Below are 21,527 nucleotides of genomic sequence, written 5' to 3'. Positions count from 1 at the left end.
GCGCCCACTTCTCCTTTATGACATATATAATTTATTTTACTATATGTTGAAATTTATTCAAGACTTTTCGCTATATATCGAAATAGGAAAAAGGAACTGCCGCAAAACAGTTCCTTCTTTTCATTGTCCAATTTCTCTTGTCAGTTCTTCCAGAAGCTTTTTCTGCTTTACCTTGATGTAAGGAAGCAGCTCCTCGCTGCTCTTTTCTTTCAGCAGCTTACAGCCATACATGATCTTGCCATCATCAATCTGTTTGCTCCAGACGATAATCCCTTGAAGCACAAAGTCAAATTCTTCGTCTTCAACATGAAGCTCTGCAAAAGTTCCTTCCTTCAGTGCTGTGCTTTCTCTTCTTACGATACGGAAGCCCTTTTCGCTGACATCCACGAGCAGCACAAAGCTGTCTTCTCCCTCAATCTGGCAGTCTACCGGGATCCCTATGTAGATACGGAACGACTCCCTCTTTTCCTGAAGCCTGTCCTCTTTTTTCTCATTACCAGCCTCTGCTCTGTTGATCCATTCGATCTTCTTTTCACCATGGTCAAATGCAACTGCCTCTATATCATAATCTGGAGAATTCAAATCAATATTCAGTCCCTCATAGTAATAAATATCGATCTGGCATCTCTTCTCGGAATTCCTTCGTATTTTTCCCCAGATTTCAGTTTTCTTTCCGCCGTCCCGGGATGCCTCCAGTCTGATCGGTGTTCCTTCTGCTAGCTCGGATAATCTCATGGCTGATCTCCTTTGATTTGGTTCTTTTCATCCTGCTTATTATCCCTCATCCAGCTCCTAAAGTCAATGTATGCTTCTCCCATTCTTACATAATGTGTAACAGTTCATTTCTTTTCTTTCAATCTGATACACAATGCAGTAATCACGACTGCCGCCGCAAAAGAAACAACTCCTGTCAGCACATAGCCCCCGGCATCCTCATGCAGAAGAATAGCGCCATACATTCCCTGTGCCGTGATCTGTGTCTGCCCGGTCACAGCACCCGCTGTTCCCACAAGAAGCACGAACAATACCATGCACAGGACAGACAGCCGGCAGATCAGGCTTCTTTCCTGCCAGTATCGTTTTTCAAGCACACGTTTTTTCACCAGCCTGACACGTTTTTCTGTATCATACATATTGTCTGAAGCTCCTTTCCTAATACATTACAAAAAAGATCCTTTATTATCTTAGGTACAGAAAATCAGAAAAACTCTCACCTTTTTTTAAATATCAGTTTTCCGGCTGCCAGAATCATGACAGGCAGGGCATATGCAATATACTGTGCTGCGCCTCCATAAGCGATCAGAAGATTATATGTCGCGTGAAAGGTAATAGCAGCCCCGAGCAGACCACAGGTTCCGGCGATTTTCAGCCATGCCCGATGCCATGCATACGCAAGCCCATCTCCCACGATTGCACTGCATATTACGTGCATTGCTCCCGTTCCAAACCCGCGGAAGAAAATGAATGAAAAATACTCTGCGCCATTTTGTATCAGATAACAGACATTCTCAAAGGTTGCAAAGGAAAGACCAACGATCATGGCAGCCGTCTTGATCTTCCCCGGCTCCGGTTCAAATATAAGAAGAAAAAACAGCAGTGGCAGAAACTTCATCACTTCCTCTACAACCGGAGCAATCTCTGCAGCAGCCACAAATGCATCTGCCTTGTACAGCACAGCAAAAAATGTATTGATATAAGCAGAAAGCATACATGCACTCATTCCGGCAAAGCAGAAGAAAAAGAAACTGATTTTCCGTTTCCCCATGCAAAGAGCCCCGATCAGCAGCGGTGACACCATACAGATGAACACATTTTCTATGTAAGTCATGATACCACCGCCCTTCTTGTAGCAGGCAGCAGCCACAAAATACAGCAGGTCAGCAGAATATCAAACCAGAAATTGGGATTTAAAAAACTGTTGTTCTGCCAGAAGCAGCCTGAAATCCAGAGTGCATACTCTGCAGCCACATAGCATAAGACCACGATGTGAAAATACTTCATATTTTTCTCACACCCTATCTGTTTTTCTGCATAGAAAAGCCCCCTGATGGAGCAGTAAGAAATAATGATCATCATAGCGCACCATAGCAGGTTGGACAAAATATCACCATAGCTGCAGAAAAACAAAAACAGGGGAACCCCAATGATCAGCGAAAGCCATGCCGCGTTACATTTGAAAGAACGCTCTTCCCCACTGGACAGCGTATATTGCAGAATGTGAAGGAAAATAACGCTTGAGATCCATCCAAACTCTGATACATAAAAAACCTGTGGCGTTTTTGAAAACAACAGCAGATAAAGTGTCCAGTAAAGTGCGCCAAGTGTAAAACAGCCATAAAAGCAGGTCAGCAGGAAATAAGCCTGACTGCGTTTTTTCCAGTACCGGATACCCGCAAGACCAAACCCCAGCAGGGCAGCCAGAAATTGTAAAAGATTATTGATCAGCTCCATCCTCTCTGTCCCCCTTTTTATCTTCTGTATCCTGGCTCTGCCCATCCAGCAGGCGGATGCGGAAGCACAAAATGGTAACACATATGCCAAGTAGAAAAGCAAGCAGCCCTATGGCAATATAGCCAAGTGCTTCACTGTTGCCAAATATGCTGGCTGCCATATCATAATTGGAATAGCTATTGTTCCGGCTCCGGCTGGCAGCATCAGGTATGAAAAAGGAGAGACAGATGATCAGCACAAGGCTTGCTGCTACTGCACAGATGCCAGTGATCCGGCTGCGGTGCAGTCTTTCCTCTCTCTCTCTTTTTTCGATCCGCCGTTTCACCTCGGCAATCCTTTCCTCATTACTCCGCATTTGTGATTCCCTCCCGTTCCAGTAATCCGCACAGTCTTTCTTTTCCCCGGTACACCATGTTTGTGATCTGCTTTACGCTTTTCCCCATAACCTCGGCTGCCTGCAAATAGCTCATGCCCTCAAAATAGGTCAGATAGAGAGCCTCCCGATAATCCGGCTTCAGCTCTCCCATACAGAAATGCAGGATCCGGTTGCGCTCCTTGGTCCGTACAACATCCTCCACCAGCATTTTCCCATCTGGCTCTCCATCCAGGTCGTCAAGGCTGAAGGAATGTCTCCGTTTGCTCTTATGACGCAATGCCATATGTCGCGCTGCTTTATACATATATGCTTTCAGTCCTCCATCCCGTATGTGGGGCTTTTTCGTAAACAGATAGGAAAAAACCTCTATCATCAGGTCCTCAGCCTCGTGAACATCCTGCAGATACCCGTTTATGTACATAGTCAGCGGATTACCGTATTTTTTCATTAATTCATCAAGTCCCGTTTCATCTCCATTTACGTACCGCCTGTATAATTCTTCATCGGAAACCATGACGTTCACTTCCTTTCCCCTTGCCAGCCCTGTACAGATAGGATATCTATATCATATGCAAATATCAGTATATTTTCAAGAATGACGTTTTGGCCAGTTTTTAAAAATTTTCTGTCCCCCATAGAAACACATACAAGCCTGCCTTCATAAGATATAGCATAAAACAACAAACCCTTTTGGAGGCAATACCATGAGTGATTTAACAGCTACCGGATGTGGATGCACATCCAATACATCTTCTAATTCCGGATGTGGATGCAGCACCATGACCTGGATCATCATCTTACTGTGCCTGTGTGGCGGATGTGGCAACGGCTGTGGTAATAACAGTCTTTTTAACTCTGGCAACGGCTGCGGATGTGAAAGTATTCTGATCATTCTCTTACTTCTTGGCTGCTGTGGCGGCAACAGCTGCGGATGCAACTAACAGCTTCTGATTCTTTTCATCATTTCTGAAGGTAGGTCCTGAAAAGGGCCTACTTTTCTGCATAGGACCGGTAGTCAGCTCATACATTTAAGATAGCAGAGAAAACAGCTTCATCCGTCAGGCATTGAAAGGAGGATTCCATGGAGCAGCAGGATGGGAACAAGGTAATGGCATTTGACACATTATTCAGCACAAATCATATTGCCATGCTTAAGATCCTTCTTTCCTGTCTGGACTATCAGGCTCAGAAATCCATGGCTGTTTATATTAAATTTCTTGAGCTGCAATATACGATCCATTATTACAACCAGAATCCTCATCCTCTCTGCGGCTGCACTGGACCGGACGCTTCCCGTGATCTTCCCTCTCTCTGTAAAGAGCTTCTTCCGTACTGTGATGAAAAGGAAAAGAAACAGATTGAGCAGCTCTGCAGCCTTTTCCAAAGCATGGAAATGTACCGGGAATTTTCAAAAACGATGGAAACCATGAAAGATATGATCCCCGGATTTGCTGATATGTCTGATCTGTTTTCATCTGGTGATCCTTCTTCAGGCTCTTCACCGGATATCATGTCGTTACTAATCAATATGCTCACTCCTGAGCAGCAGGAAATATTTCAGATGTTTGGAGGTAACCATAATGACAAATGAATGGATGCAGGATGAATCCCTGCAAAATATCGATCCCTATAAGCTGGAATTCCTTCAGGCGCTGGTTTTTGAAAGCAGTAATCTGCGTAAAGAGCAGCTCCTCCCATTTTTAATGGCAGTAGCCCGACGGGGACAGGAAAAGAAGGTCACGTTCTCAGATGAGGAAATCAGCACTATCGCCGCTGTGCTAAAGAAGCACGCCACACCAGAAGAGCTGTCCAAAATGGATAAGATTCTTTCCATGCGGGCGCGCTCCTGATCCTGCGTGCAAAAAAGGGGACTGCAGACTGATATAGCATCATTCTGCAGTCCCTGACATTTATTTCATAACAATATTTACAATTCTTCCCGGTACATAGATTTCTTTTACAATGCTTCCGGTCAGCTTATCAGCGATCACCTTCTTCGCATTCTCAATGACAGTATCCTTCTGGTCATCCTTCTGGATCGCCAGAGTCGCTCTTGTCTTACCATTGATCTGGACAGCGATCTCTACTGTAGCTTCCTTTGTTTTCTCTTCATCAAACTCGGGCCATACTGTCTGATAAACTCTTCCGTCAAATCCTGCTCTCTGCCACAGTTCCTCTGTGATATGGGGAGCAACCGGATTCAGCAGTGTAAGCAGTGTCCTGTATTCACCCTTTGTTACGGAATTCTTCTTATAGAATTCATTGATCAGTGCCATCATGGCTGCGATCGCTGTATTATACTTCAGGTTTTCAAAGTCGCTGCTGACCTTCTTAATGGTCTGGTGCAGCTTTACTTCCATATCAGCAGAGTAACCATCCTCCTCTGTCAGGATATCCTGCAGCTTCCATACTCTTTCAAGGAATCTTCTGCAGCCCTTCACACCATCCTCTGACCAGGATGCGCTTAAGTCAAAGGCTCCGATAAACATTTCATAAGTACGTAAGGTGTCAGCACCATAGTCTCGTACAATATCGTCCGGATTGACAACATTGCCTCTGGACTTGCTCATCTTTTCTCCGTTAGATCCAAGGATCATGCCGTGGGAGGTTCTCTTCTGATACGGTTCCGGGCAGGGAACAACTCCCTCATCATAAAGGAATCTGTGCCAGAATCTGGAGTACAGAAGATGCAGCGTGGTATGCTCCATACCGCCATTGTACCAGTCAACAGGCATCCAGTATTTCAGTGCTTCCTGGCTTGCCAGTTCTTTATCATTGTGCGGATCAGTATAGCGCAGGAAATACCAGGATGATCCGGCCCACTGAGGCATGGTATCTGTTTCTCTCTTGGCAGGACCTCCACAGCAGGGACATGTAGTATTTACCCACTCCGTCATGGCTGCAAGAGGTGATTCGCCATTATCTGTCGGCATATAGCTTTCCACATCCGGAAGCTCCAGTGGAAGCTCACTTTCCGGCAGCGCTACATAGCCGCACTTATCGCAGTGTACGATCGGGATCGGCTCTCCCCAATAACGCTGTCTGGAGAATACCCAGTCTCTCAGCTTATAATTGGTCTTTGCATGTCCAATTCCCTTTTCGGTCATGAACTCGATGATCTTCTCCTTGGCATCCGCAACGGATAATCCATCAAGGAATCCTGAATTCACCAGTGTTCCTGTTGCTACATCTGTATAAACAGCCTCATTGACATCAACAGGACTTCCTGCTACGACCTCGATGATCGGCATATTGAACTTCTTTGCAAACTCCCAGTCTCTTTCGTCATGGGCAGGTACAGCCATGATGGCACCGGTACCATAGCTCATCAGTACATAATCAGAAACCCAGATCGGAATTTCCTTGTCATTCACAGGGTCGATCGCTGTCAGGCCATCCAGCATGACACCAGTCTTGTCCTTGGCAAGCTCTGTACGCTCAAAATCAGATTTTTTCGCTGCCTGCTCTCTATAGGCAACGACCTCATCATAGTTCTTCAGATCATCCTTATACTTATCGATCATCGGATGCTCCGGGCTGATGACCATGTAGGTTACACCAAAAAGGGTATCCGGTCTTGTGGTATAAACTGTCAGCTTCTCATCCTTGCCCTTAACAGCAAAGTCTACTTCCGCACCGGTTGACTTACCGATCCAGTTCTTCTGGGAAACCTTGACTCTTTCAATATAATCTACCGTATCCAGTCCCTCGATCAGCTTGTCTGCATAAGCAGTGATCTTCAGCATCCACTGGCTCTTTACCTTACGGATAACCTCGCTTCCGCACCTCTCACAGACACCATTGACTACCTCTTCATTGGCAAGTCCGACCTTACAGGAGGTACACCAGTTGATCGGCATCTCTGCCTTATAGGCAAGTCCGGCCTTGAACAGCTTTAAGAAGATCCACTGTGTCCATTTATAATATTTAACGTCAGTCGTATTGATCTCACGATCCCAGTCAAAGGAATAGCCAAGGGAATGTAACTGGCTCTTAAATCTCTTCACATTATTCTCGGTAACAATCCTTGGATGGATATGATTCTTGATCGCATAGTTCTCGGTAGGAAGTCCGAATGCATCCCAGCCCATGGGATACAGAACGTTGTAGCCCTGCATTCTCCTCTTTCTGGCTACGATGTCCAGTGCCGTATACGGTCTTGGGTGTCCTACATGAAGTCCCTGTCCTGAAGGATAAGGGAACTCAACCAGTGCATAGTATTTCGGTTTGGTAAAGTCATCTGATGTCTTGAAAGCCTTTTCATCGTCCCAGACCTTCTGCCATTTGGTCTCTACTTCCCTGTGATTATATAATTCAGCCATTGTAAACTCTCCTCTCATCATGGCATAATAAACCAATCACAATTTTACCTACTCTTAAGAGCATTGTCAAGAAAAAGAAACGGCACTGCGCCTGTGCGCAGCACCGTTTCTTCAGGGTCACATACCCCCATATGTGTCCTCTTTTCCTTCTCTAAAAAGACATCCGTCTTTTATTCTTCATTTCCTTCTGCTACCTTGGCAGCTCTCGCTGCTACTTCCTTCTCCTGAATATCAGAGGGTGTCTGTTCATAACGGGCAAATTCATAGGAATAATCTCCTCTTCCTCCCGTCATGGAACGAAGATCCGTACAATATCCAAACAGTCCCATCATCGGAACATCTGCCAGGATCTCCTGACTTCCTCCGGCTACCGGATTCATGCCAAGCACTCTTCCTCTTCTCTTATTCAGATCTCCCATAACATCTCCGGTATAGGAATCCGGTACAGTAACCTTAAGTGACATGATCGGCTCTAAGAGGATCGGCCCAGCTTCCATAAAGCCCTTCTTAAATGCCTGTTTTGCTGCAGTCTTGAATGCCATTTCTGAAGAATCAACCGGATGATAGGATCCATCGTAAAGAACCGCCTTTACTCCAACAACCGGATAGGCTGCCAGAGGTCCCTTCACAGTTGCTTCCTGGATACCCTTTTCTACAGCCGGGAAGTAGTTCTTCGGCACGGCGCCGCCTACAACCTCCTGTTCAAATACATAAGGCTTTTCCAGATCACCGGAAGGGCCAAAACGCATCTTTACGTGACCATACTGTCCATGACCGCCGGACTGCTTCTTATACTTATATTCCACATCAGAGGTTTTCTTAATGGTCTCACGGAAGGCTACCTTAGGCCTGCTCAGTTCAATCTCAACCTTATATTCATTCAGAAGCTTGCTTGCGATCACCTCCAGATGAAGATCACCCATTCCATACAGGAGCATCTGCTTATTTTCTGCATCATTGACATAGCGCATGGTCAGGTCTTCATGGGAAATCTTCTGAAGAGCCTGGGAAATCTTATCAACATCACCTTTATTCTTAGGCTTATATCTCATATATGTATAAGGTACCGGCAGCTCCCATTTACCATACTTGATTGTCGTAGCCTTAGTGGATAGACTGTCACCGGTTCTTGCTGCTGTCAGCTTGGCAAGTGCTCCGATATCCCCCGCATGAAGCTCTTTGATCTCAATCGCCCTGCTTCCCTGCATTACATACAGCTTGCTGATCTTTTCTTCAATATCCTTATCAACATTGTAGATCATATCATCTGCCTTTAATACACCGGAGTTCACCTTGATCAGAGAATACTTTCCAATGAAGGGATCTACGATCGTCTTCCAGATATAAGCAGATTTGGCCTTGGAGAAATCATAGTCCGCATGATAAATATCACTGGTCTTCATATTGATACCTGCTACTACCCTGTTCTCCGGACTCGGGAAGTACTTGATGATATCGTCAAGCAGTGTATACATACCCTGACACAGTGTGTTGGAACCCATTGTCATGGGGACGATACTGCCATCACAGACATTGGTCCGAAGTGCTGCCCTGATCTCCGCCTCTGAAAATATCTCTCCGTTAAAATAACGCTCCATCATATCTTCACTGGTTTCTGCCACAGATTCCATCAGGGTATCTCTGCAGATCTGGAGATTTGGCTTATTGTAATCCGGCACCTCGCATTCTGTAACCTCCTTACCCTGCCAGCGGTTACCTGTCTCTGTAATGACATTGATGTAGCCGACAAATTTCTCATTCTCACGGATAGGCAGATGGAAGGGAGCCATTTTCTTGCCAAACATGGCGGTCATATCTTCTACTACCTGACGGAAGGATGCATTATCCACATCCATATTGCTGACGTAGATCATGCGGGGCAGTTTGTACTTCTCGCAGAGATCCCATGCCTTCTTCGTACCGACCTCCACACCGGCCTTACCATTAACTACAATAATCGCTGCTCCGGCAGCACTGATGCCCTCTTCCACTTCGCCTGCGAAATCAAAAAAGCCAGGTGTATCAATGATATTGATCTTATTTCCAGCCCATTCGATCGGGATCACGGAAGTACTCACTGAAATTTTACGTTTCTGCTCTTCCTTGCCAAAATCGCTCACTGTATTTCCGTCATCTACCTTTCCAAGGCGGGAAGTAATACCTGACAGATATGCCATAGCCTCAACCAGACTGGTCTTGCCGCTGCCGCCATGTCCCAGCAGAACGACATTACGAATCTTGTCAGTAGTGTAAATATTCATATTGTTTCCTCCGTTTTCTGTTATTTTGGGCATTTTAACAAAATTTGAATTTAAAATCCTTTTCTCCAGGAAAACCCATGAGTACATTTTACTAAAATAATCTGAATTTTTCAATACTTTTTGTTAATTAAGTACACACGTCAGCATTGTTCATAGTATTTTCCATCTCTTATACATTCCAGTTGAATTTCGTGCTTTAAAGTGCTATATTACCCTTAGTATTTTGTACCCGGAAAGGAAGAAAAATCATCATGGAACATCAGATTACCTGTGGCTTTATCGGTCTTGGCCTGATCGGCGGTTCAATCGCAAGGGCCCTTCGGCAGTATCACCCGGATTACCGGCTGATCGGTTATGATGTCAACCGGGAAGCAACTGCACTTGCTGTTTCAGAAGGTATCCTTGATCTGGAGCTTTCCAGTATCAGCAGTGAATTTTCTTCCTGTGACTATATTTTCTTATGCGCACCGGTATCCTTTAATGACGAAAACCTTCTGGCTCTTAAAGCATACCTCTCAAAGGATTGTCTGCTTACCGATGTCGGCAGTGTCAAATCCGATATCCACAGGCATATTAAAGAGCTTTCTCTGGAGGATCAGTTTATCGGAGGCCACCCCATGGCTGGCAGTGAACGGACAGGCTTTGCCAACTCCAAGGCACTTCTTCTGCAGAATGCCTACTATATCCTCACCCCTACCGCTTCCGTAAGGAAGGAATGGGTCGAAAAATACAGGGAGCTTGTCACCTCCCTGAAGGCCATCCCTCTTGTGATCACCTGTGAAAAGCATGACTACATCACCGCTGCCATCAGCCATCTGCCTCATGTGATCGCTGCTTCCCTTGTCAATCTGGTAAAGGAAGAGGACGGTAGTGAAGGACTGATGAAAATGATCGCTGCCGGGGGGTTTAAGGACATCACAAGGATCGCTTCCTCTTCTTCTGATATGTGGCAGCAGATCTGCCTGACTAACAGGGATAATATCCTTACTCTGCTTGACCATTATATGGAAGCCCTTTCTGCGATCCGCACGGAGATTTCCGCTGCAGACGGTGAACGGATCTATGATTTTTTCCGCAGTGCCAGAGAATACCGGGATTCCTTCATCAATGCTTCCAGCGGTCCTATCAAAACCTCTTATACCCTCAGCATTGATATTGCCGACAGAACCGGTTCCATCGCAAATGTTGCTGCCATTCTGGCCGATCATAATATCAGTATCAAGAATATTGGTATCCTCCACAACAGAGAACAGCAGGAGGGTGCCCTGAATATTGAATTTTATGCTGAAGAAAGCATAGAAAAGGCAGCCGCTATCCTCTCTGAAAGCGGCTACCCCATCCACGAAAAATAAATATAACAAAATGCAGGCCAGACAGCCTGCATTTTCTTTATGATTCCCAGCTTTAATGTCCTGCAAATTTTTCCGATTCCCTGATCCTTGCAAGTGCTCTTGCCATGGCCGCCCGCGTCATATGATACTCCCGGATGCTCTGATTCTGGCGCAGCCGTTCATTTGCTCTTTCCAGCGCTTCTCTTGCCCGGTTTTCATCAATATCCTCCGGTCTTTCTATCGTGTCTGTCAAAAGCACAACTCTGTTATTGGCTACCTGGCAATAGCCACGTCCTACTACCACACTGGTAAAAGCCTCTCCCTCTTTCTTCCGGAATCTGGCTTCCCCTTCTGTCACAGCGATCATAAGCTCTTCATGGTGTGCCATAACAGCCCTTTCTCCATCTGGTGCCGGAATGATCAATGAATTACAGAGTCCTTCATAAAAGACTCCATTACTGGAGATCATTTTCAAATAAAAATCTGACATCATAAGCTCCTTTCAAGACCGTCTGCCAGCCTCTGCCTATACACTACCTTCCATTGCCTTCGCCTTTTCTGCCACATCCTCGATCGTTCCGACATTAAAGAATGCTGCTTCCGGATAAGCATCTGCTTCTCCGTTAATGATCGCCTGGAAACCACGGATCGTATCCTTAAGCGGTACATACTTTCCGGGAATACCAGTAAAGTTCTCAGCCACATGGAAGGGCTGTGAAAGAAATCTCTGGATCTTTCTTGCACGGCTTACGGTCAGCTTATCCTCCTCAGACAGCTCCTCCATACCAAGAATGGCAATGATATCCTGCAGCTCCTTATATTTCTGGAGCATCTCCTGTACCCTTCTTGCTGTCTCGTAATGCTCCTGTCCTACCACATCTACTTCCAATATACGGGATGAAGATTCCAGCGGATCTACCGCAGGATAAATTCCCTGTTCCACGATCTTTCTGGACAGGACGGTAGTTGCATCCAGATGGGCAAAGGTGGTTGCCGGTGCCGGGTCAGTCAGATCATCTGCCGGCACATAAACTGCCTGCACAGAGGTAACTGATCCCTTTCTTGTAGAAGCGATCCTCTCCTGAAGCTCTCCCATTTCAGTAGCCAGTGTGGGCTGATAGCCTACTGCTGACGGCATACGTCCAAGCAGTGCAGACACCTCGCTTCCAGCCTGTACATAACGAAAAATATTATCTATGAACAAAAGTACATTCTGATTCATTTCGTCACGGAAATACTCCGCCATGGTCAGACCTGTTTCCGCTACCCTCATACGGGCTCCGGGGGGCTCATTCATCTGTCCGAATACCAGGGCTGTCTTTTCCAGGACTCCAGATGCCTTCATTTCTGTCCACAGATCATTTCCTTCCCTGGAACGTTCACCAACACCGGTAAAAATAGAATATCCGCCATGCTCTGTTGCAATATTCCGGATCAGCTCCTGGATCAGGACAGTCTTTCCTACACCGGCACCGCCAAACAATCCGATCTTGCCGCCCTTTGCATAGGGAGCAAGCAGATCGATGACCTTGATCCCGGTCTCCAGTATTTCAACCACAGGACTCTGTTCCTCGAAGGTTGGCGGTTTTCTGTGGATACACCATTTTTCACTGTCCGTAACCGCATCTCCTCCGTCTATGGCTTCTCCAAGGACATTGAACAGCCTTCCCAGCGTTTTTTCTCCCACCGGAACCGTAATTCCGGCTCCTGTTGGGGTTACCTCCATGTCTCTGCAAAGTCCTTCACTGGCTGACAGCATGATACACCGTATCACATTATTGCCAAGCTGCTTCGCCACCTCCATGACACATTTTTTTCCCTGATTTTCTACTGTCAGTGCCTCTTTAATATGGGGGAGCGGTCCCTTTTCAAACTGTACATCAACTACAGGTCCCGATATCTGTATGATTTTTCCTTTTTCCATCACACATTCACCTCTTTTATTCTTTGCTGCAGCCTCGCAGCCCTTTTCTTTTTCGCTTCTCTCTTCTTACGCTGTGCCCGCGCACCGCTTGAAACCTCTGTGATCTCCTGCGTGATCTGTGCCTGCCTTGCCCGGTTATACATGATGTTCAGATCATGCAGCAGCTTATCTGCATTATCTGTAGCAGCTTCCATTGCCATCATCCTGTCATTCTGCTCGCTGCAGAAGGCTTCTACCAGTGCTCCATAAATAAAGCCGGCAAGATAATTGGGTACGATCATATCCACTGCGTCCTTTGCTGAAGGTTCCAGCATAAACTCTTCCTGATAGACATCTGTCGGCGGCTGAGGAAGCTGCTTTCCTGACAGGGGCAGCAGCCGTTTATCCTCTGCCTGACACAGCATGCTGTTTTCCATACGGGTATAGATCACATGCAGCTCTTCGATCTCTCCCGCCATATACTTTTCTCTCAGGATCTCGCTGATCCATCTGGCTCTGTCAAAGGTAGGATCCTGTACCGTATAGGTAAAATTCTCTGCAATGGGAATATGCTTTCCGGCAAAATACTGCCTCCCAAGCTCACCCACCACAAAAAGACTGATCTGCTTTTCTGACTGATCCAGAAACTGCTGTGCCAGCTTCAGTATATTGTGGTTATAGGCTCCAGCCAGTCCCTTGTCTCCGGTGATCACAAGCAGCCCGATCCTAGTACATTTTCTGGAAGAGTCTTCAAAGTAGGGATGCTCCATTTCCGGCAGGTGCCGCATGATACGCTCAATGGTGGACTGCAGCATATAGAAATATGGCTCTGTCCTTTCCAGATCTCTTTTTGCTTTTTTCAATTTCGTGGATGAGATCATGTACATGGCTCCCGTGATCTTACGGGTATCCTCTATGCTTCTGATCCGGCTCTGAATTTCTCTTAAGCCCGCCATGTCAGCTCACCACCTGACTTTTATATTCCTTCACAGCTGAAACAATCCTCTTTATCAGATCATCGCTCAGCGTTTTCATCTGTTCAATCTCATTTCCGATCTCTGGATGCTTTTCATCCATATAGGTGAGCATATTTCCCTGAAATTCCTTCAGCTTCGGAACCGGAATGTCCAAAAACAGCTTATTCGTTGCACTGCACAGGGTGATCACCTGTTCATGCAGTGACATCGGATGCTCCAGCGGCTGCTTTAACAGCTCCATCAGCCCTTTTCCATATTGCAGCTGCTGCATGGTAACAGCATCCAGATCTGAGCTGAACTGGGTAAAGACTTCCATTTCACGGTACTGGGCAAGATCAATACGGATGCTTCCTGCCGCCTTTTTCATGGCCTTGGTCTGTGCTGCACCACCTACACGGGATACAGAAAGACCTACATTGACAGCTGGACGCATTCCCGAGAAAAACAGATCACTTTCGAGAAAGATCTGTCCGTCTGTAATGGAAATCACGTTGGTCGGGATATAGGCTGATACATCACCTGCCTGTGTTTCAATGATCGGCAGCGCCGTAATGGAACCGCCTCCCATGGTATCGCTGAGCTTGCTGGATCTCTCCAGAAGTCTTGAATGCAGATAAAAGACGTCACCGGGATAAGCCTCACGTCCGGGGGATCTCTCAAGCAGCAGGGAAAGTGCACGATAAGCAACGGCATGCTTGGAAAGATCATCATAAACGATCAGCACATCCTGCCCTCTGTACATGAAATACTCAGCCAGTGCAGTTCCTGAATAGGGCGCAATATACTGGAGCGGTGCCGGATCACTGGCTGTAGAAGATACCACGATCGTATATTCCATCGCCCCATGCTTTTCCAGTGTATGTACCAGCTTGGAAACCGTAGATGCCTTCTGTCCGATCGCCACATAAATACAGATCACATTTTTTCCCTTCTGGTTCAGGATCGTATCCACTGCGATTGAGGTTTTTCCTGTCTGTCTGTCTCCGATGATCAGTTCTCTCTGTCCACGTCCGATCGGGAACATGGAATCGATGGAAAGAATACCGGTCTCAAGCGGTGTATCCACAGACTTTCTGTCAACAATACCGGGCGCAGGCTGCTCGATCGGTCTGTAATCCGAGGCACTGATCTCTCCCTTGCCATCAATCGGGGCTCCGAGAGCATTCACAACTCTTCCGATAAATTCATCTCCTACCGGAATTCCTGCCATACGGCCGCTTCGTACAGCCTTTGTGCCTTCTTCTATTTCTTCCTCATCATCAAACAGGATACAGCCGACCTCGTCTTCCCTGATATCCTGCACCATGGCCTTCTGTCCATTTTCGAAGATCACAACCTCTCCATACATGGCATGGTCAATTCCATCCACATAGACGATCCCGTCACCAACACTGTTGACAATACCTACTTCATTTCCGGATACATCAATATTTTCAAGGCTGTCCCTAAGAATACTGATAATTCCCTTCTGAACCAAAAGAGAATCTTTTCCGGACAGCTCCATGGAATCAATCTTTTTTTTCAGAAGTGCTTCCCGGCCCTTTGTACTCCAGTCGTATTCCTGGCTTCCGGCCCGAAGGATAAATCCGCTTCCCAGATTTTCATTCTGCTTTCTGGTCAGGTTCAGGACTCTTCCCGGGTATTTTTCCTCCAAAAAGCTGACAATGCCTTTAAGCTGTCTGTCACTTGGCTCTGTTACATATTCAAGGACACAGTCAAGCGGCTGCTTTTCTTCTGCTGACAGAGTATGATACTCCTCCTTCAGCATTTCAAGCTCAGAAACCTGACAATGGGCAGCCAGAAGCTTTAAAAGTCCTCTGATCTGCAGCGGGAAGATCTTCTGGATGATTTTTTCTTTATTTTCAGGTGAGGCAGTCGGATCATCCAGCTGCTTCTGGATCTCCGGTACGATCTGCAGCAGGTCAAGTGCCTCATCTATATCCCGGTCTGCAATCTGCTCACCTATCATTTTTTCCAGATAAATATTAAGATTCTGCATGCTCACTCTCACCTGCTTTTGTCAAAAATTTGTCATATAGTTCACTGTTATCTTCTTCCTTCTGCATTCCCTCTGACGCAGCTGAGAATAGCAGGGAACGGATTTCCTTTTCTGCACGGCTGACCATTTTGCTATGCTCCAGCTCAGCAGTTTTTTGGGAATCCTCAATGATCTGCCCGGCTTTCCTGTTTGCTTCTTCCACGATCTGCTGGTAAGCTGCCCTCGCATCTTCCTGTGCTTTCTTCATCACCTGAGCTTTTTCATCCTGGATGCCGCTTTGCAGTGCTTCATATTTTTCCTTCTGCTGTCCCGCCTCAAGCTTCTCCTGCTCTGCTTCCTTGTAACGGCCTTCAATCGCCTCTTCTCTTTTGGCGATGATATTATTCACCGGCTTAAAAAGGAATTTCTTAATCAGAAGATACCAGATCAGTAAGTTGATTATGGTAAAAAGCAGATTGATATCTAGTCTTAACATATGCTTTTCATTCCTTTCCTGTCTGATCAGCTAAGCAGAATAATGATCAAAAGACCGATAACAAAGCCATAAATAGCTGTTGCCTCTGCAAGTGCTGAACCAAGCAGAAGAAGCTTTGTGATCTTACCCTCTGCTTCAGGCTGTCTTGCAACTGCCTCTGTTGCTTTTGAGGTTGCTATACCAATACCAACGCCGGCACCTATACCGGTCAAAACTGCGATACCTGCACCAATTGCAATAAGTGTTGTGTTCATAATCTTTTCTCCTCTTCTTTACTTTACTCTTTCTTTATTCCATTGCTTCCTTCATGAACAGACCTGTCAGGAATACAAATACATATGCCTGTATCAGTCCGTCAAAAATATCAAAATACATACTGAATACTACCGGCACACCAACCGGTACTATGTATTCGATCAGTTCCATAATGACAAATGCGCCAAGAACATTTCCAAACAGCCGCATACAGAGCGACAGCGGTTTGATGACCAGTTCAAGAACATTGATCGGTGCGATCAATGCGATCGGCTCTGCAAAGCTCTTAAACCAGCGTTTTACACCCTTTCTGTGAATGCCAGCATACTCTATGAGGATAATACTCATGAGCGCAAGCGCTGCTGTCACATTCATATCCTTCGTCGGCGGTTTAAAACCAAAAATACCGATCAGGTTTGCAATACCGAGATACATCAGTACGGATGCCAGGTATGCCGCATACTGCTTTCCCTCAGATCCTAGGATCCCTTCGGTGATACCCTCCAGTGAGGTGACGGCCTGTTCCAGAAGAAGCTGCCTTCTGCTTGGATGCTCCACCTTAAGCTTTCTTGTCAGGAGCAATGACAGGACAAGTACTGCCGCCATTATGATCCAGGTGACAACTACAGATTCGGAAATACCGATCCCACCGATCGTAAAAGCACTTTCACAGTTCAGCTCTTCCCTGAGTGCTTCACCCAAATTACCCATCTTCGCACTTCCTTTCTTTTTTAGTTCAGTGCCATTATAATACAGAAAAATATAATTCCATAATTCACTTTTTTTGTAATATCCATAGATATTTTGAATGAACTGTATTATAATAAAAAAATATTTTATCAAAGGTAAACAGGAGATCTATTATGCAGAATCTTATGGAGATCAGTTTTGACTACTATAAAGTATTTTATGAAGTGGCAAGAAGCCATAGCATCACGCTTGCTGCCAGTCATCTCTGTCTGACGCAGCCTACCGTAACAAAGTATATCCAGAACCTGGAAGCTGCCCTTGGCTGTCAGCTGTTTGTACGTTCACAGAAGGGTGTATCCATGACAGAAGAAGGCCAGCGTCTTTTCCGGCAGATCAGCCACCCCTGCCAGCAGATGGGACAGGCTCAGGAAATCATCCGAGAGTGTACCACAAATCAGAATGGAAAAATCACGATCAGTGCCACTGAGCTGACTATGCGATATTTCCTGCTTCCCTTTCTGGAACGCTTTCAGCACCGCTTTCCCAATGTAAGACTGCAGATCCACGCGCACTCTTTCCCTGCTATGATCACCTCTCTGAATGACGAAACAGTCGATTTCGCCCTGAGTATCACACCCCTTGAAAGCTTCAGTGATTTTGAGATCACACCTGTCTCTGATTTTCAGGATATACTGATCGCCGGCAGCCGTTATTCCTATCTGGAAGACAAGCAGCTTTCCATGGAAGATATTCTTTCCTTCCCGATCATTTCCATGGAACATGGCACCGCGAGCCGCAGATTCTGGGATTCTTTGTTTGAGGAGCATGGCTTTGAGCTCAGTCCTAATATCGAGCTCAATTCCAATGACCTGATTGCTCCTGCCACCGTCCACAATCTGGGCATAGGTCTTGTCCCCTATAAGTTTGCACGTCACTATTTAATTAATTATGGAATTATCCAGTTGAAAACAGACTTTTTTGTACCCAAAAGACAGATCTGTCTGATCCGTAACCCTCTGCACCCGCAGAATACTCCGGCTCAGATCCTCATTGATATGTTAAAGGGATCGGCTACCGATCCCCTGTTCTCCTATTCCACAGACAGCGGCATCAGCTTTTAGTGCTTTTTCTGATACACAGGCTGATAAGAAAGACAAGCAGCATCCCGGTCAGACCGCCAGCCGTATCGATCAGTACATCTCTGATACTGGCATATCTGCCTGGCACGAAATACTGGTGAAACTCATCCAGTGAAGCAGAGATCACAAGCTGTACCAGTACGAATGCACCGCAGCGCAGCCTCTTAGCTTTCCACAGCAGCCATATCCACAGGGAAATCAGGCCTACCAACATATATTCTGTAAAATGCGCCAGCTTCCGTATCACTGCTTCTGCCTCGTCTACTTCTCCTGCCGGGATCACCACGGTCAGACCCCCCGTATTTCCCTGCAGCTTGTAATAGATCCGCAAAAGCCACCTCGTCACCTTCTGGCTGACGCCGGAAGAGGCAGTCGCGTTCTCCGCTGAAAAATTAAAAATCATCACATATATCAGAAACAGCAGTACGATAAGTACTGCTGTCATTCCGATCTTCCATTTTTTATTAACGGTCATGGTTAATTATTCTTACCCAGGGTTTCCACTGTATTGTATACCTCTATTCTTGCACCATCTACAGCAGGCATTCCAATAAAAATACCACCATAGGAGAATCCCTGTTCTTTCTTTTCAATTCTTACAATTTCGATAAAGGCATGGAGCACTTCCTGTGTCCATATTCTTAAGTATGCCTCATATATAGCACCAATCTCCAGTGCTTTGCTGCAGGCAAATCCGATCCCTGTCCTTGATACATCCAGAATATTGATTTCTACTAATTCATCCGGTTTCTCTTCATCAATCCTTTTGATAACGATCTGAGAAATCAGCTTCATCCGGTTACATTTTCTTCTTTCTTCCATAAGGATCCTCCCACAACTATCACTTACTGCCTATCATAAACTAATCTTCATCTTTTGTAAAGCTGTCTGTAAAAAAGCAGGCATCTCCAAAGGAAAAAAACCGATATTTTTGACGGATTGCTTCCTCATATGCTGCAAGCACATGTTCTCTTCCTGCCAGTGCGGATACAAGCATGACAAGTGTCGATTCCGGCAAATGGAAATTGGTGATCAGACAGTCAAGCACCTTAAACTGATATCCCGGATAAATAAAGATATCCGTATTGCCGCAGCATTCTTCCAGATGACCGTTCTCATCTGCTGCACTTTCTACCGTACGGCAGCTTGTGGTTCCCACACAGATCACACGCTTTCCTTCTGCCTTTGTCTGATTGATCAGATCCGCTGCTTCCTGGGTGATCTGATAATATTCAGAATGCATATGATGTTCCAGAATATTATCAGCCTTCACGGGACGGAATGTGCCAAGTCCCACATGCAGTGTCACATAAGCGAGTCTTACACCCTTTTCTTCGATCTGCTTCAGCAGCTCCTTTGTAAAATGAAGACCTGCTGTCGGTGCCGCAGCAGAACCATCATACTTCGCATAAACCGTCTGATAGCGGTTCTTATCCTGCAGCTTGTGTGTGATATAGGGAGGCAGTGGCATCTCTCCAAGCTGATCCAGCACCTCTTCAAAGATCCCGTCATAGTGGAACTGCACCAGACGGTTTCCCTCTTCCACGATCTCAAGAACCTCTGCCTTCAGAAGACCATCCCCAAAGACAAGTCTTGCCCCCGGCTTCATTTTCTTACCCGGCTTTACCAGAGTTTCCCAGATGTCATTTTCACGTCGTTTTAGAAGAAGCACCTCTACCGCTGCCCCGGTATCTTCCTTTACACCAAGCAGTCTTGCCGGAAGTACCTTGGTATTATTCAGGACAAGACAATCACCCGGATGGAGATAATCTGCAATATTATGAAAGATCTCGTGCTTCCATTCCCCGGTCCTTTTATCCACCATCAGAAGTTTCGATGCGCTCCGGTCTTCCAGCGGATCCTGTGCGATCAGCTCCTTTGGAAGCTCGAAATTAAAATCAGAAGTCTTTAATCCCTCTGTCATCAGATTCCTGCTCCTTTTAAGAAAGCCTCGTAGCCTCTTCTTGTCTCGTATACATCAGCCTTGCTGGTCGCTTCATAAGGCGCATGCATATTTAAAACGGCAACACCGCTGTCGATCACATTCATGCCATACAGTGCCAGAATATAAGCAATTGTTCCGCCGCCGCCAAGATCAACTCTTCCAAGCTCTGCTGTCTGGAAGTGAACCTTTTCTTCTGCAAAAATACTGCGCAGATATGCCAGATATTCTGCATTGGCATCATTGGAGCCTGATTTTCCCCTGGAGCCTGTAAATTTGTTAAACACCATACCGCCACCAAGATAAGCTACATTCTTCTTATCAAAGCTTGATGCGTAAGACGGATCATAAGCGCTGCTGACATCAGAGGAAAGCATACAGGATGAAGAAAGGCACCTGCGTACATTCAGTTCAGAATATTCACCGAGCAGGTTCATTACCTCTGCCACCATATTTTCGAAGAAATGTGACTGCATACCGGTAGCTCCCACACTGCCGATCTCTTCCTTATCTACTAACAGACAGCAGGATGTCCGCTTCACACTCTTCATCTCCAGCATGGCCTTCAGGGAGGTAAAGGCACATACTCTGTCATCCTGTCCATAGCTTAAGATCATGCTGCGGTCAAAACCTGCTTCTCTTGCCTTTCCGGCAGGAACTACTTCAAGCTCTGCGGAAATGAAGTCTTCCTCATCCATATCATAGGTATCCTTCAGGATAGAAAGGATTCCCTTCTTCACCGCATCCTTGCCGACACCTTCTTCTTTTTTCTCATCCTTCTTAAAGGTAAGCGGCCTGTTTCCGATGATGATATCCAGTGCTTCCCCTTCGATCACCTTGGCAGCCTTTTTCTCAAGCTGCTCCTGTGCCAGATGGATCAGAAGATCAGAAATAAAGAACACCGGATCATCCTCGTTCTCACCAATATTCAGTTCAATGGTTGTACCATCCTTTTTTACTACCACACCATGAATGGCAAGCGGGATCGTCACCCACTGGTATTTCTTGACACCACCGTAATAATGGGTGTCAAGATAAGCAAAGCCTCCATCCTCATAAAGGGGATTCTGTTTGATATCGAGTCTTGGAGAATCGATATGGGCACCAAGTATATTCATGCCCTTTTCCATTTTTTCCTCACCGATATGAAACAGGGCAACGGATTTGTTCATCCATACAGAATAAACCTTATCTCCCTTTTTCAGGCTGCCGCCCTCTTTGATGATCTCCTGCAGCTCCTTATATCCTGCTGCTTCTGCTGCGTTTACAATATAATCTACGCATTCTCTCTCTGTCTTACAGTCAGAAAGGAATTCGCGGTACTCTTTATTCAGCTTTTCCAATTCCTTCAGCTGTTTTTCACTGTAGGTTTCCCATACATTTTTCTGTTCCATTTTTTATACTCC

At 45.9% G+C, this 21,527-nt stretch carries 24 protein-coding genes; 5 read left to right on the top strand and 19 right to left on the bottom strand.

Going from position 1 to position 21,527, the window contains the following annotated elements:
* Window positions 1–120 precede the first annotated feature (120 nt).
* From WJQ40_RS05720 to WJQ40_RS05695, 6 genes are all read right to left on the bottom strand, one after another.
* Window positions 121–735, bottom strand: a complete 615-nt coding sequence (locus WJQ40_RS05720) for a PilZ domain-containing protein (RefSeq protein ID WP_337538539.1) — start codon at window positions 733–735, stop codon at window positions 121–123.
* 104 nt (window positions 736–839) lie between these two features.
* Window positions 840–1,133 (bottom strand): hypothetical protein, encoded by a 294-nt coding sequence (locus WJQ40_RS05715; protein ID WP_118796864.1) that lies wholly within the window; start codon window positions 1,131–1,133, stop codon window positions 840–842.
* A gap of 77 nt (window positions 1,134–1,210) precedes the next feature.
* Window positions 1,211–1,828, bottom strand: coding sequence for a PrsW family glutamic-type intramembrane protease (locus WJQ40_RS05710; protein ID WP_337538535.1), 618 nt, complete (start codon window positions 1,826–1,828; stop codon window positions 1,211–1,213).
* Window positions 1,825–2,451, bottom strand: coding sequence for a histidine kinase (locus WJQ40_RS05705; protein ID WP_337538532.1), 627 nt, complete (start codon window positions 2,449–2,451; stop codon window positions 1,825–1,827). The genes WJQ40_RS05710 and WJQ40_RS05705 overlap by 4 nt, the downstream gene beginning before the upstream one ends.
* Entirely contained in the window at window positions 2,435–2,806 is a 372-nt protein-coding gene (locus tag WJQ40_RS05700; protein ID WP_337538530.1) for a DUF4179 domain-containing protein, read from the bottom strand. Before WJQ40_RS05700 ends, WJQ40_RS05705 begins: the two co-directional genes overlap by 17 nt.
* Window positions 2,796–3,341 carry a sigma-70 family RNA polymerase sigma factor gene (locus WJQ40_RS05695; protein WP_337538527.1) on the bottom strand — a complete coding sequence of 182 codons (546 nt, stop codon included), beginning with the start codon at window positions 3,339–3,341 and terminating at the stop codon, window positions 2,796–2,798. The genes WJQ40_RS05700 and WJQ40_RS05695 overlap by 11 nt, the downstream gene beginning before the upstream one ends.
* A gap of 190 nt (window positions 3,342–3,531) precedes the next feature.
* On the opposite strand from WJQ40_RS05695, the gene WJQ40_RS05690 reads away from it, so the two are divergent.
* The 3 genes from WJQ40_RS05690 to WJQ40_RS05680 all read left to right on the top strand — a co-directional run bounded on the left by WJQ40_RS05690 (window position 3,532) and on the right by WJQ40_RS05680 (window position 4,677).
* Window positions 3,532–3,768, top strand: a complete 237-nt coding sequence (locus tag WJQ40_RS05690) for a chorion class high-cysteine HCB protein 13 (RefSeq protein ID WP_118796859.1) — start codon at window positions 3,532–3,534, stop codon at window positions 3,766–3,768.
* A gap of 140 nt (window positions 3,769–3,908) precedes the next feature.
* Window positions 3,909–4,418 (top strand): hypothetical protein, encoded by a 510-nt coding sequence (locus WJQ40_RS05685; RefSeq protein ID WP_118796858.1) that lies wholly within the window; start codon window positions 3,909–3,911, stop codon window positions 4,416–4,418.
* Entirely contained in the window at window positions 4,408–4,677 is a 270-nt protein-coding gene (locus WJQ40_RS05680; protein ID WP_118796857.1) for a hypothetical protein, read from the top strand. The genes WJQ40_RS05685 and WJQ40_RS05680 overlap by 11 nt, the downstream gene beginning before the upstream one ends.
* A gap of 60 nt (window positions 4,678–4,737) precedes the next feature.
* Here WJQ40_RS05680 and leuS read toward each other — a convergent pair whose 3' ends face one another.
* Both leuS and WJQ40_RS05670 read right to left on the bottom strand, forming a co-directional pair.
* Complete coding sequence (leuS, locus tag WJQ40_RS05675; RefSeq protein ID WP_337538524.1) at window positions 4,738–7,149, bottom strand: leucine--tRNA ligase; 2,412 nt, start codon at window positions 7,147–7,149, stop codon at window positions 4,738–4,740.
* 170 nt (window positions 7,150–7,319) lie between these two features.
* Complete coding sequence (locus tag WJQ40_RS05670) at window positions 7,320–9,410, bottom strand: elongation factor G (RefSeq protein WP_337405983.1); 2,091 nt, start codon at window positions 9,408–9,410, stop codon at window positions 7,320–7,322.
* Between the two features lie 251 nt (window positions 9,411–9,661).
* Here WJQ40_RS05670 and WJQ40_RS05665 point away from each other — a divergent pair, with 251 nt between their 5' ends.
* Window positions 9,662–10,762: a prephenate dehydrogenase gene (locus WJQ40_RS05665; RefSeq protein ID WP_337538521.1), complete on the top strand. Its 1,101-nt coding sequence runs from the start codon at window positions 9,662–9,664 to the stop codon at window positions 10,760–10,762.
* Between the two features lie 52 nt (window positions 10,763–10,814).
* Here WJQ40_RS05665 and atpC read toward each other — a convergent pair whose 3' ends face one another.
* Genes atpC through WJQ40_RS05630 form a run of 7 tightly spaced genes read right to left on the bottom strand, consistent with a single transcriptional unit; the run spans window position 10,815 to window position 17,061 of the window.
* A complete protein-coding gene (atpC, locus tag WJQ40_RS05660) occupies window positions 10,815–11,231 on the bottom strand; it encodes an ATP synthase F1 subunit epsilon (RefSeq protein ID WP_337538518.1) in 417 nt (138 codons plus the stop codon).
* Between the two features lie 36 nt (window positions 11,232–11,267).
* A complete protein-coding gene (atpD, locus tag WJQ40_RS05655) occupies window positions 11,268–12,665 on the bottom strand; it encodes a F0F1 ATP synthase subunit beta (RefSeq protein ID WP_262573268.1) in 1,398 nt (465 codons plus the stop codon).
* The gene (gene atpG / locus WJQ40_RS05650; RefSeq protein WP_118796852.1) at window positions 12,665–13,600 is read right to left on the bottom strand and encodes an ATP synthase F1 subunit gamma; all 936 of its coding nucleotides are present in this window, start codon (window positions 13,598–13,600) and stop codon (window positions 12,665–12,667) included. The genes atpD and atpG overlap by 1 nt, the downstream gene beginning before the upstream one ends.
* 1 nt (window position 13,601) lies before the next feature.
* Window positions 13,602–15,620, bottom strand: coding sequence for a F0F1 ATP synthase subunit alpha (gene atpA / locus WJQ40_RS05645; protein WP_262573270.1), 2,019 nt, complete (start codon window positions 15,618–15,620; stop codon window positions 13,602–13,604).
* Window positions 15,607–16,095 (bottom strand): ATP synthase F0 subunit B, encoded by a 489-nt coding sequence (locus WJQ40_RS05640; protein WP_262573271.1) that lies wholly within the window; start codon window positions 16,093–16,095, stop codon window positions 15,607–15,609. Before WJQ40_RS05640 ends, atpA begins: the two co-directional genes overlap by 14 nt.
* A gap of 26 nt (window positions 16,096–16,121) precedes the next feature.
* On the bottom strand, window positions 16,122–16,349 hold the full coding sequence (gene atpE / locus WJQ40_RS05635) for an ATP synthase F0 subunit C (RefSeq protein WP_118796849.1): 228 nt from the start codon (window positions 16,347–16,349) through the stop codon (window positions 16,122–16,124).
* A gap of 34 nt (window positions 16,350–16,383) precedes the next feature.
* Window positions 16,384–17,061 carry a F0F1 ATP synthase subunit A gene (locus WJQ40_RS05630; RefSeq protein ID WP_118796848.1) on the bottom strand — a complete coding sequence of 226 codons (678 nt, stop codon included), beginning with the start codon at window positions 17,059–17,061 and terminating at the stop codon, window positions 16,384–16,386.
* 152 nt (window positions 17,062–17,213) lie between these two features.
* On the opposite strand from WJQ40_RS05630, the gene WJQ40_RS05625 reads away from it, so the two are divergent.
* The gene (locus tag WJQ40_RS05625) at window positions 17,214–18,161 is read left to right on the top strand and encodes a LysR family transcriptional regulator (protein WP_337538507.1); all 948 of its coding nucleotides are present in this window, start codon (window positions 17,214–17,216) and stop codon (window positions 18,159–18,161) included.
* On the opposite strand, the gene WJQ40_RS05620 is transcribed toward WJQ40_RS05625, so the two are convergent.
* The 4 genes from WJQ40_RS05620 to WJQ40_RS05605 are packed head-to-tail and all read right to left on the bottom strand — an operon-like array spanning window position 18,151 to window position 21,515.
* Window positions 18,151–18,624, bottom strand: coding sequence for a VanZ family protein (locus WJQ40_RS05620; RefSeq protein WP_337538505.1), 474 nt, complete (start codon window positions 18,622–18,624; stop codon window positions 18,151–18,153). The genes WJQ40_RS05625 and WJQ40_RS05620 overlap by 11 nt on opposite strands.
* Window positions 18,625–18,656: 32 nt before the next feature.
* A complete protein-coding gene (locus WJQ40_RS05615) occupies window positions 18,657–19,001 on the bottom strand; it encodes a PilZ domain-containing protein (RefSeq protein WP_337538503.1) in 345 nt (114 codons plus the stop codon).
* A 40-nt stretch (window positions 19,002–19,041) separates the two neighbouring features.
* Window positions 19,042–20,103 (bottom strand): tRNA preQ1(34) S-adenosylmethionine ribosyltransferase-isomerase QueA, encoded by a 1,062-nt coding sequence (gene queA, locus WJQ40_RS05610; protein ID WP_337538499.1) that lies wholly within the window; start codon window positions 20,101–20,103, stop codon window positions 19,042–19,044.
* Complete coding sequence (locus tag WJQ40_RS05605; protein WP_337538495.1) at window positions 20,103–21,515, bottom strand: aminopeptidase; 1,413 nt, start codon at window positions 21,513–21,515, stop codon at window positions 20,103–20,105. Before WJQ40_RS05605 ends, queA begins: the two co-directional genes overlap by 1 nt.
* Window positions 21,516–21,527 lie beyond the last annotated feature (12 nt).

Origin of the sequence: Suilimivivens sp. (assembly GCF_037359455.1) — a bacterium.
Taxonomy (GTDB): Bacteria; Bacillota; Clostridia; order Lachnospirales; family Lachnospiraceae; genus Suilimivivens; species Suilimivivens aceti.
The sequence above is the reverse complement of the archived record's forward strand: the minus strand, read 5'-3'. Positions and strand labels throughout refer to the sequence as shown.

Coding starts and splice junctions, on each gene's coding strand:
- WJQ40_RS05605 (WP_337538495.1), bottom strand. CDS start 21,515: ATGGAACAGAAAAATGTATGGGAAACCTACAGTGAAAAACAGCTGAAG.
- WJQ40_RS05670 (WP_337405983.1), bottom strand. CDS start 9,410: ATGAATATTTACACTACTGACAAGATTCGTAATGTCGTTCTGCTGGGA.
- WJQ40_RS05630 (WP_118796848.1), bottom strand. CDS start 17,061: ATGGGTAATTTGGGTGAAGCACTCAGGGAAGAGCTGAACTGTGAAAGT.
- WJQ40_RS05615 (WP_337538503.1), bottom strand. CDS start 19,001: ATGGAAGAAAGAAGAAAATGTAACCGGATGAAGCTGATTTCTCAGATC.
- WJQ40_RS05620 (WP_337538505.1), bottom strand. CDS start 18,624: ATGACAGCAGTACTTATCGTACTGCTGTTTCTGATATATGTGATGATT.
- WJQ40_RS05720 (WP_337538539.1), bottom strand. CDS start 735: ATGAGATTATCCGAGCTAGCAGAAGGAACACCGATCAGACTGGAGGCA.
- WJQ40_RS05685 (WP_118796858.1), top strand. CDS start 3,909: ATGGAGCAGCAGGATGGGAACAAGGTAATGGCATTTGACACATTATTC.
- atpE (WP_118796849.1), bottom strand. CDS start 16,349: ATGAACACAACACTTATTGCAATTGGTGCAGGTATCGCAGTTTTGACC.
- WJQ40_RS05715 (WP_118796864.1), bottom strand. CDS start 1,133: ATGTATGATACAGAAAAACGTGTCAGGCTGGTGAAAAAACGTGTGCTT.
- WJQ40_RS05665 (WP_337538521.1), top strand. CDS start 9,662: ATGGAACATCAGATTACCTGTGGCTTTATCGGTCTTGGCCTGATCGGC.
- atpG (WP_118796852.1), bottom strand. CDS start 13,600: ATGGCGGGCTTAAGAGAAATTCAGAGCCGGATCAGAAGCATAGAGGAT.
- atpA (WP_262573270.1), bottom strand. CDS start 15,620: ATGCAGAATCTTAATATTTATCTGGAAAAAATGATAGGTGAGCAGATT.
- WJQ40_RS05640 (WP_262573271.1), bottom strand. CDS start 16,095: ATGTTAAGACTAGATATCAATCTGCTTTTTACCATAATCAACTTACTG.
- atpD (WP_262573268.1), bottom strand. CDS start 12,665: ATGGAAAAAGGAAAAATCATACAGATATCGGGACCTGTAGTTGATGTA.
- WJQ40_RS05695 (WP_337538527.1), bottom strand. CDS start 3,341: ATGGTTTCCGATGAAGAATTATACAGGCGGTACGTAAATGGAGATGAA.
- WJQ40_RS05710 (WP_337538535.1), bottom strand. CDS start 1,828: ATGACTTACATAGAAAATGTGTTCATCTGTATGGTGTCACCGCTGCTG.
- WJQ40_RS05705 (WP_337538532.1), bottom strand. CDS start 2,451: ATGGAGCTGATCAATAATCTTTTACAATTTCTGGCTGCCCTGCTGGGG.
- WJQ40_RS05680 (WP_118796857.1), top strand. CDS start 4,408: ATGACAAATGAATGGATGCAGGATGAATCCCTGCAAAATATCGATCCC.
- WJQ40_RS05625 (WP_337538507.1), top strand. CDS start 17,214: ATGCAGAATCTTATGGAGATCAGTTTTGACTACTATAAAGTATTTTAT.
- leuS (WP_337538524.1), bottom strand. CDS start 7,149: ATGGCTGAATTATATAATCACAGGGAAGTAGAGACCAAATGGCAGAAG.
- WJQ40_RS05690 (WP_118796859.1), top strand. CDS start 3,532: ATGAGTGATTTAACAGCTACCGGATGTGGATGCACATCCAATACATCT.
- queA (WP_337538499.1), bottom strand. CDS start 20,103: ATGACAGAGGGATTAAAGACTTCTGATTTTAATTTCGAGCTTCCAAAG.
- atpC (WP_337538518.1), bottom strand. CDS start 11,231: ATGTCAGATTTTTATTTGAAAATGATCTCCAGTAATGGAGTCTTTTAT.
- WJQ40_RS05700 (WP_337538530.1), bottom strand. CDS start 2,806: ATGCGGAGTAATGAGGAAAGGATTGCCGAGGTGAAACGGCGGATCGAA.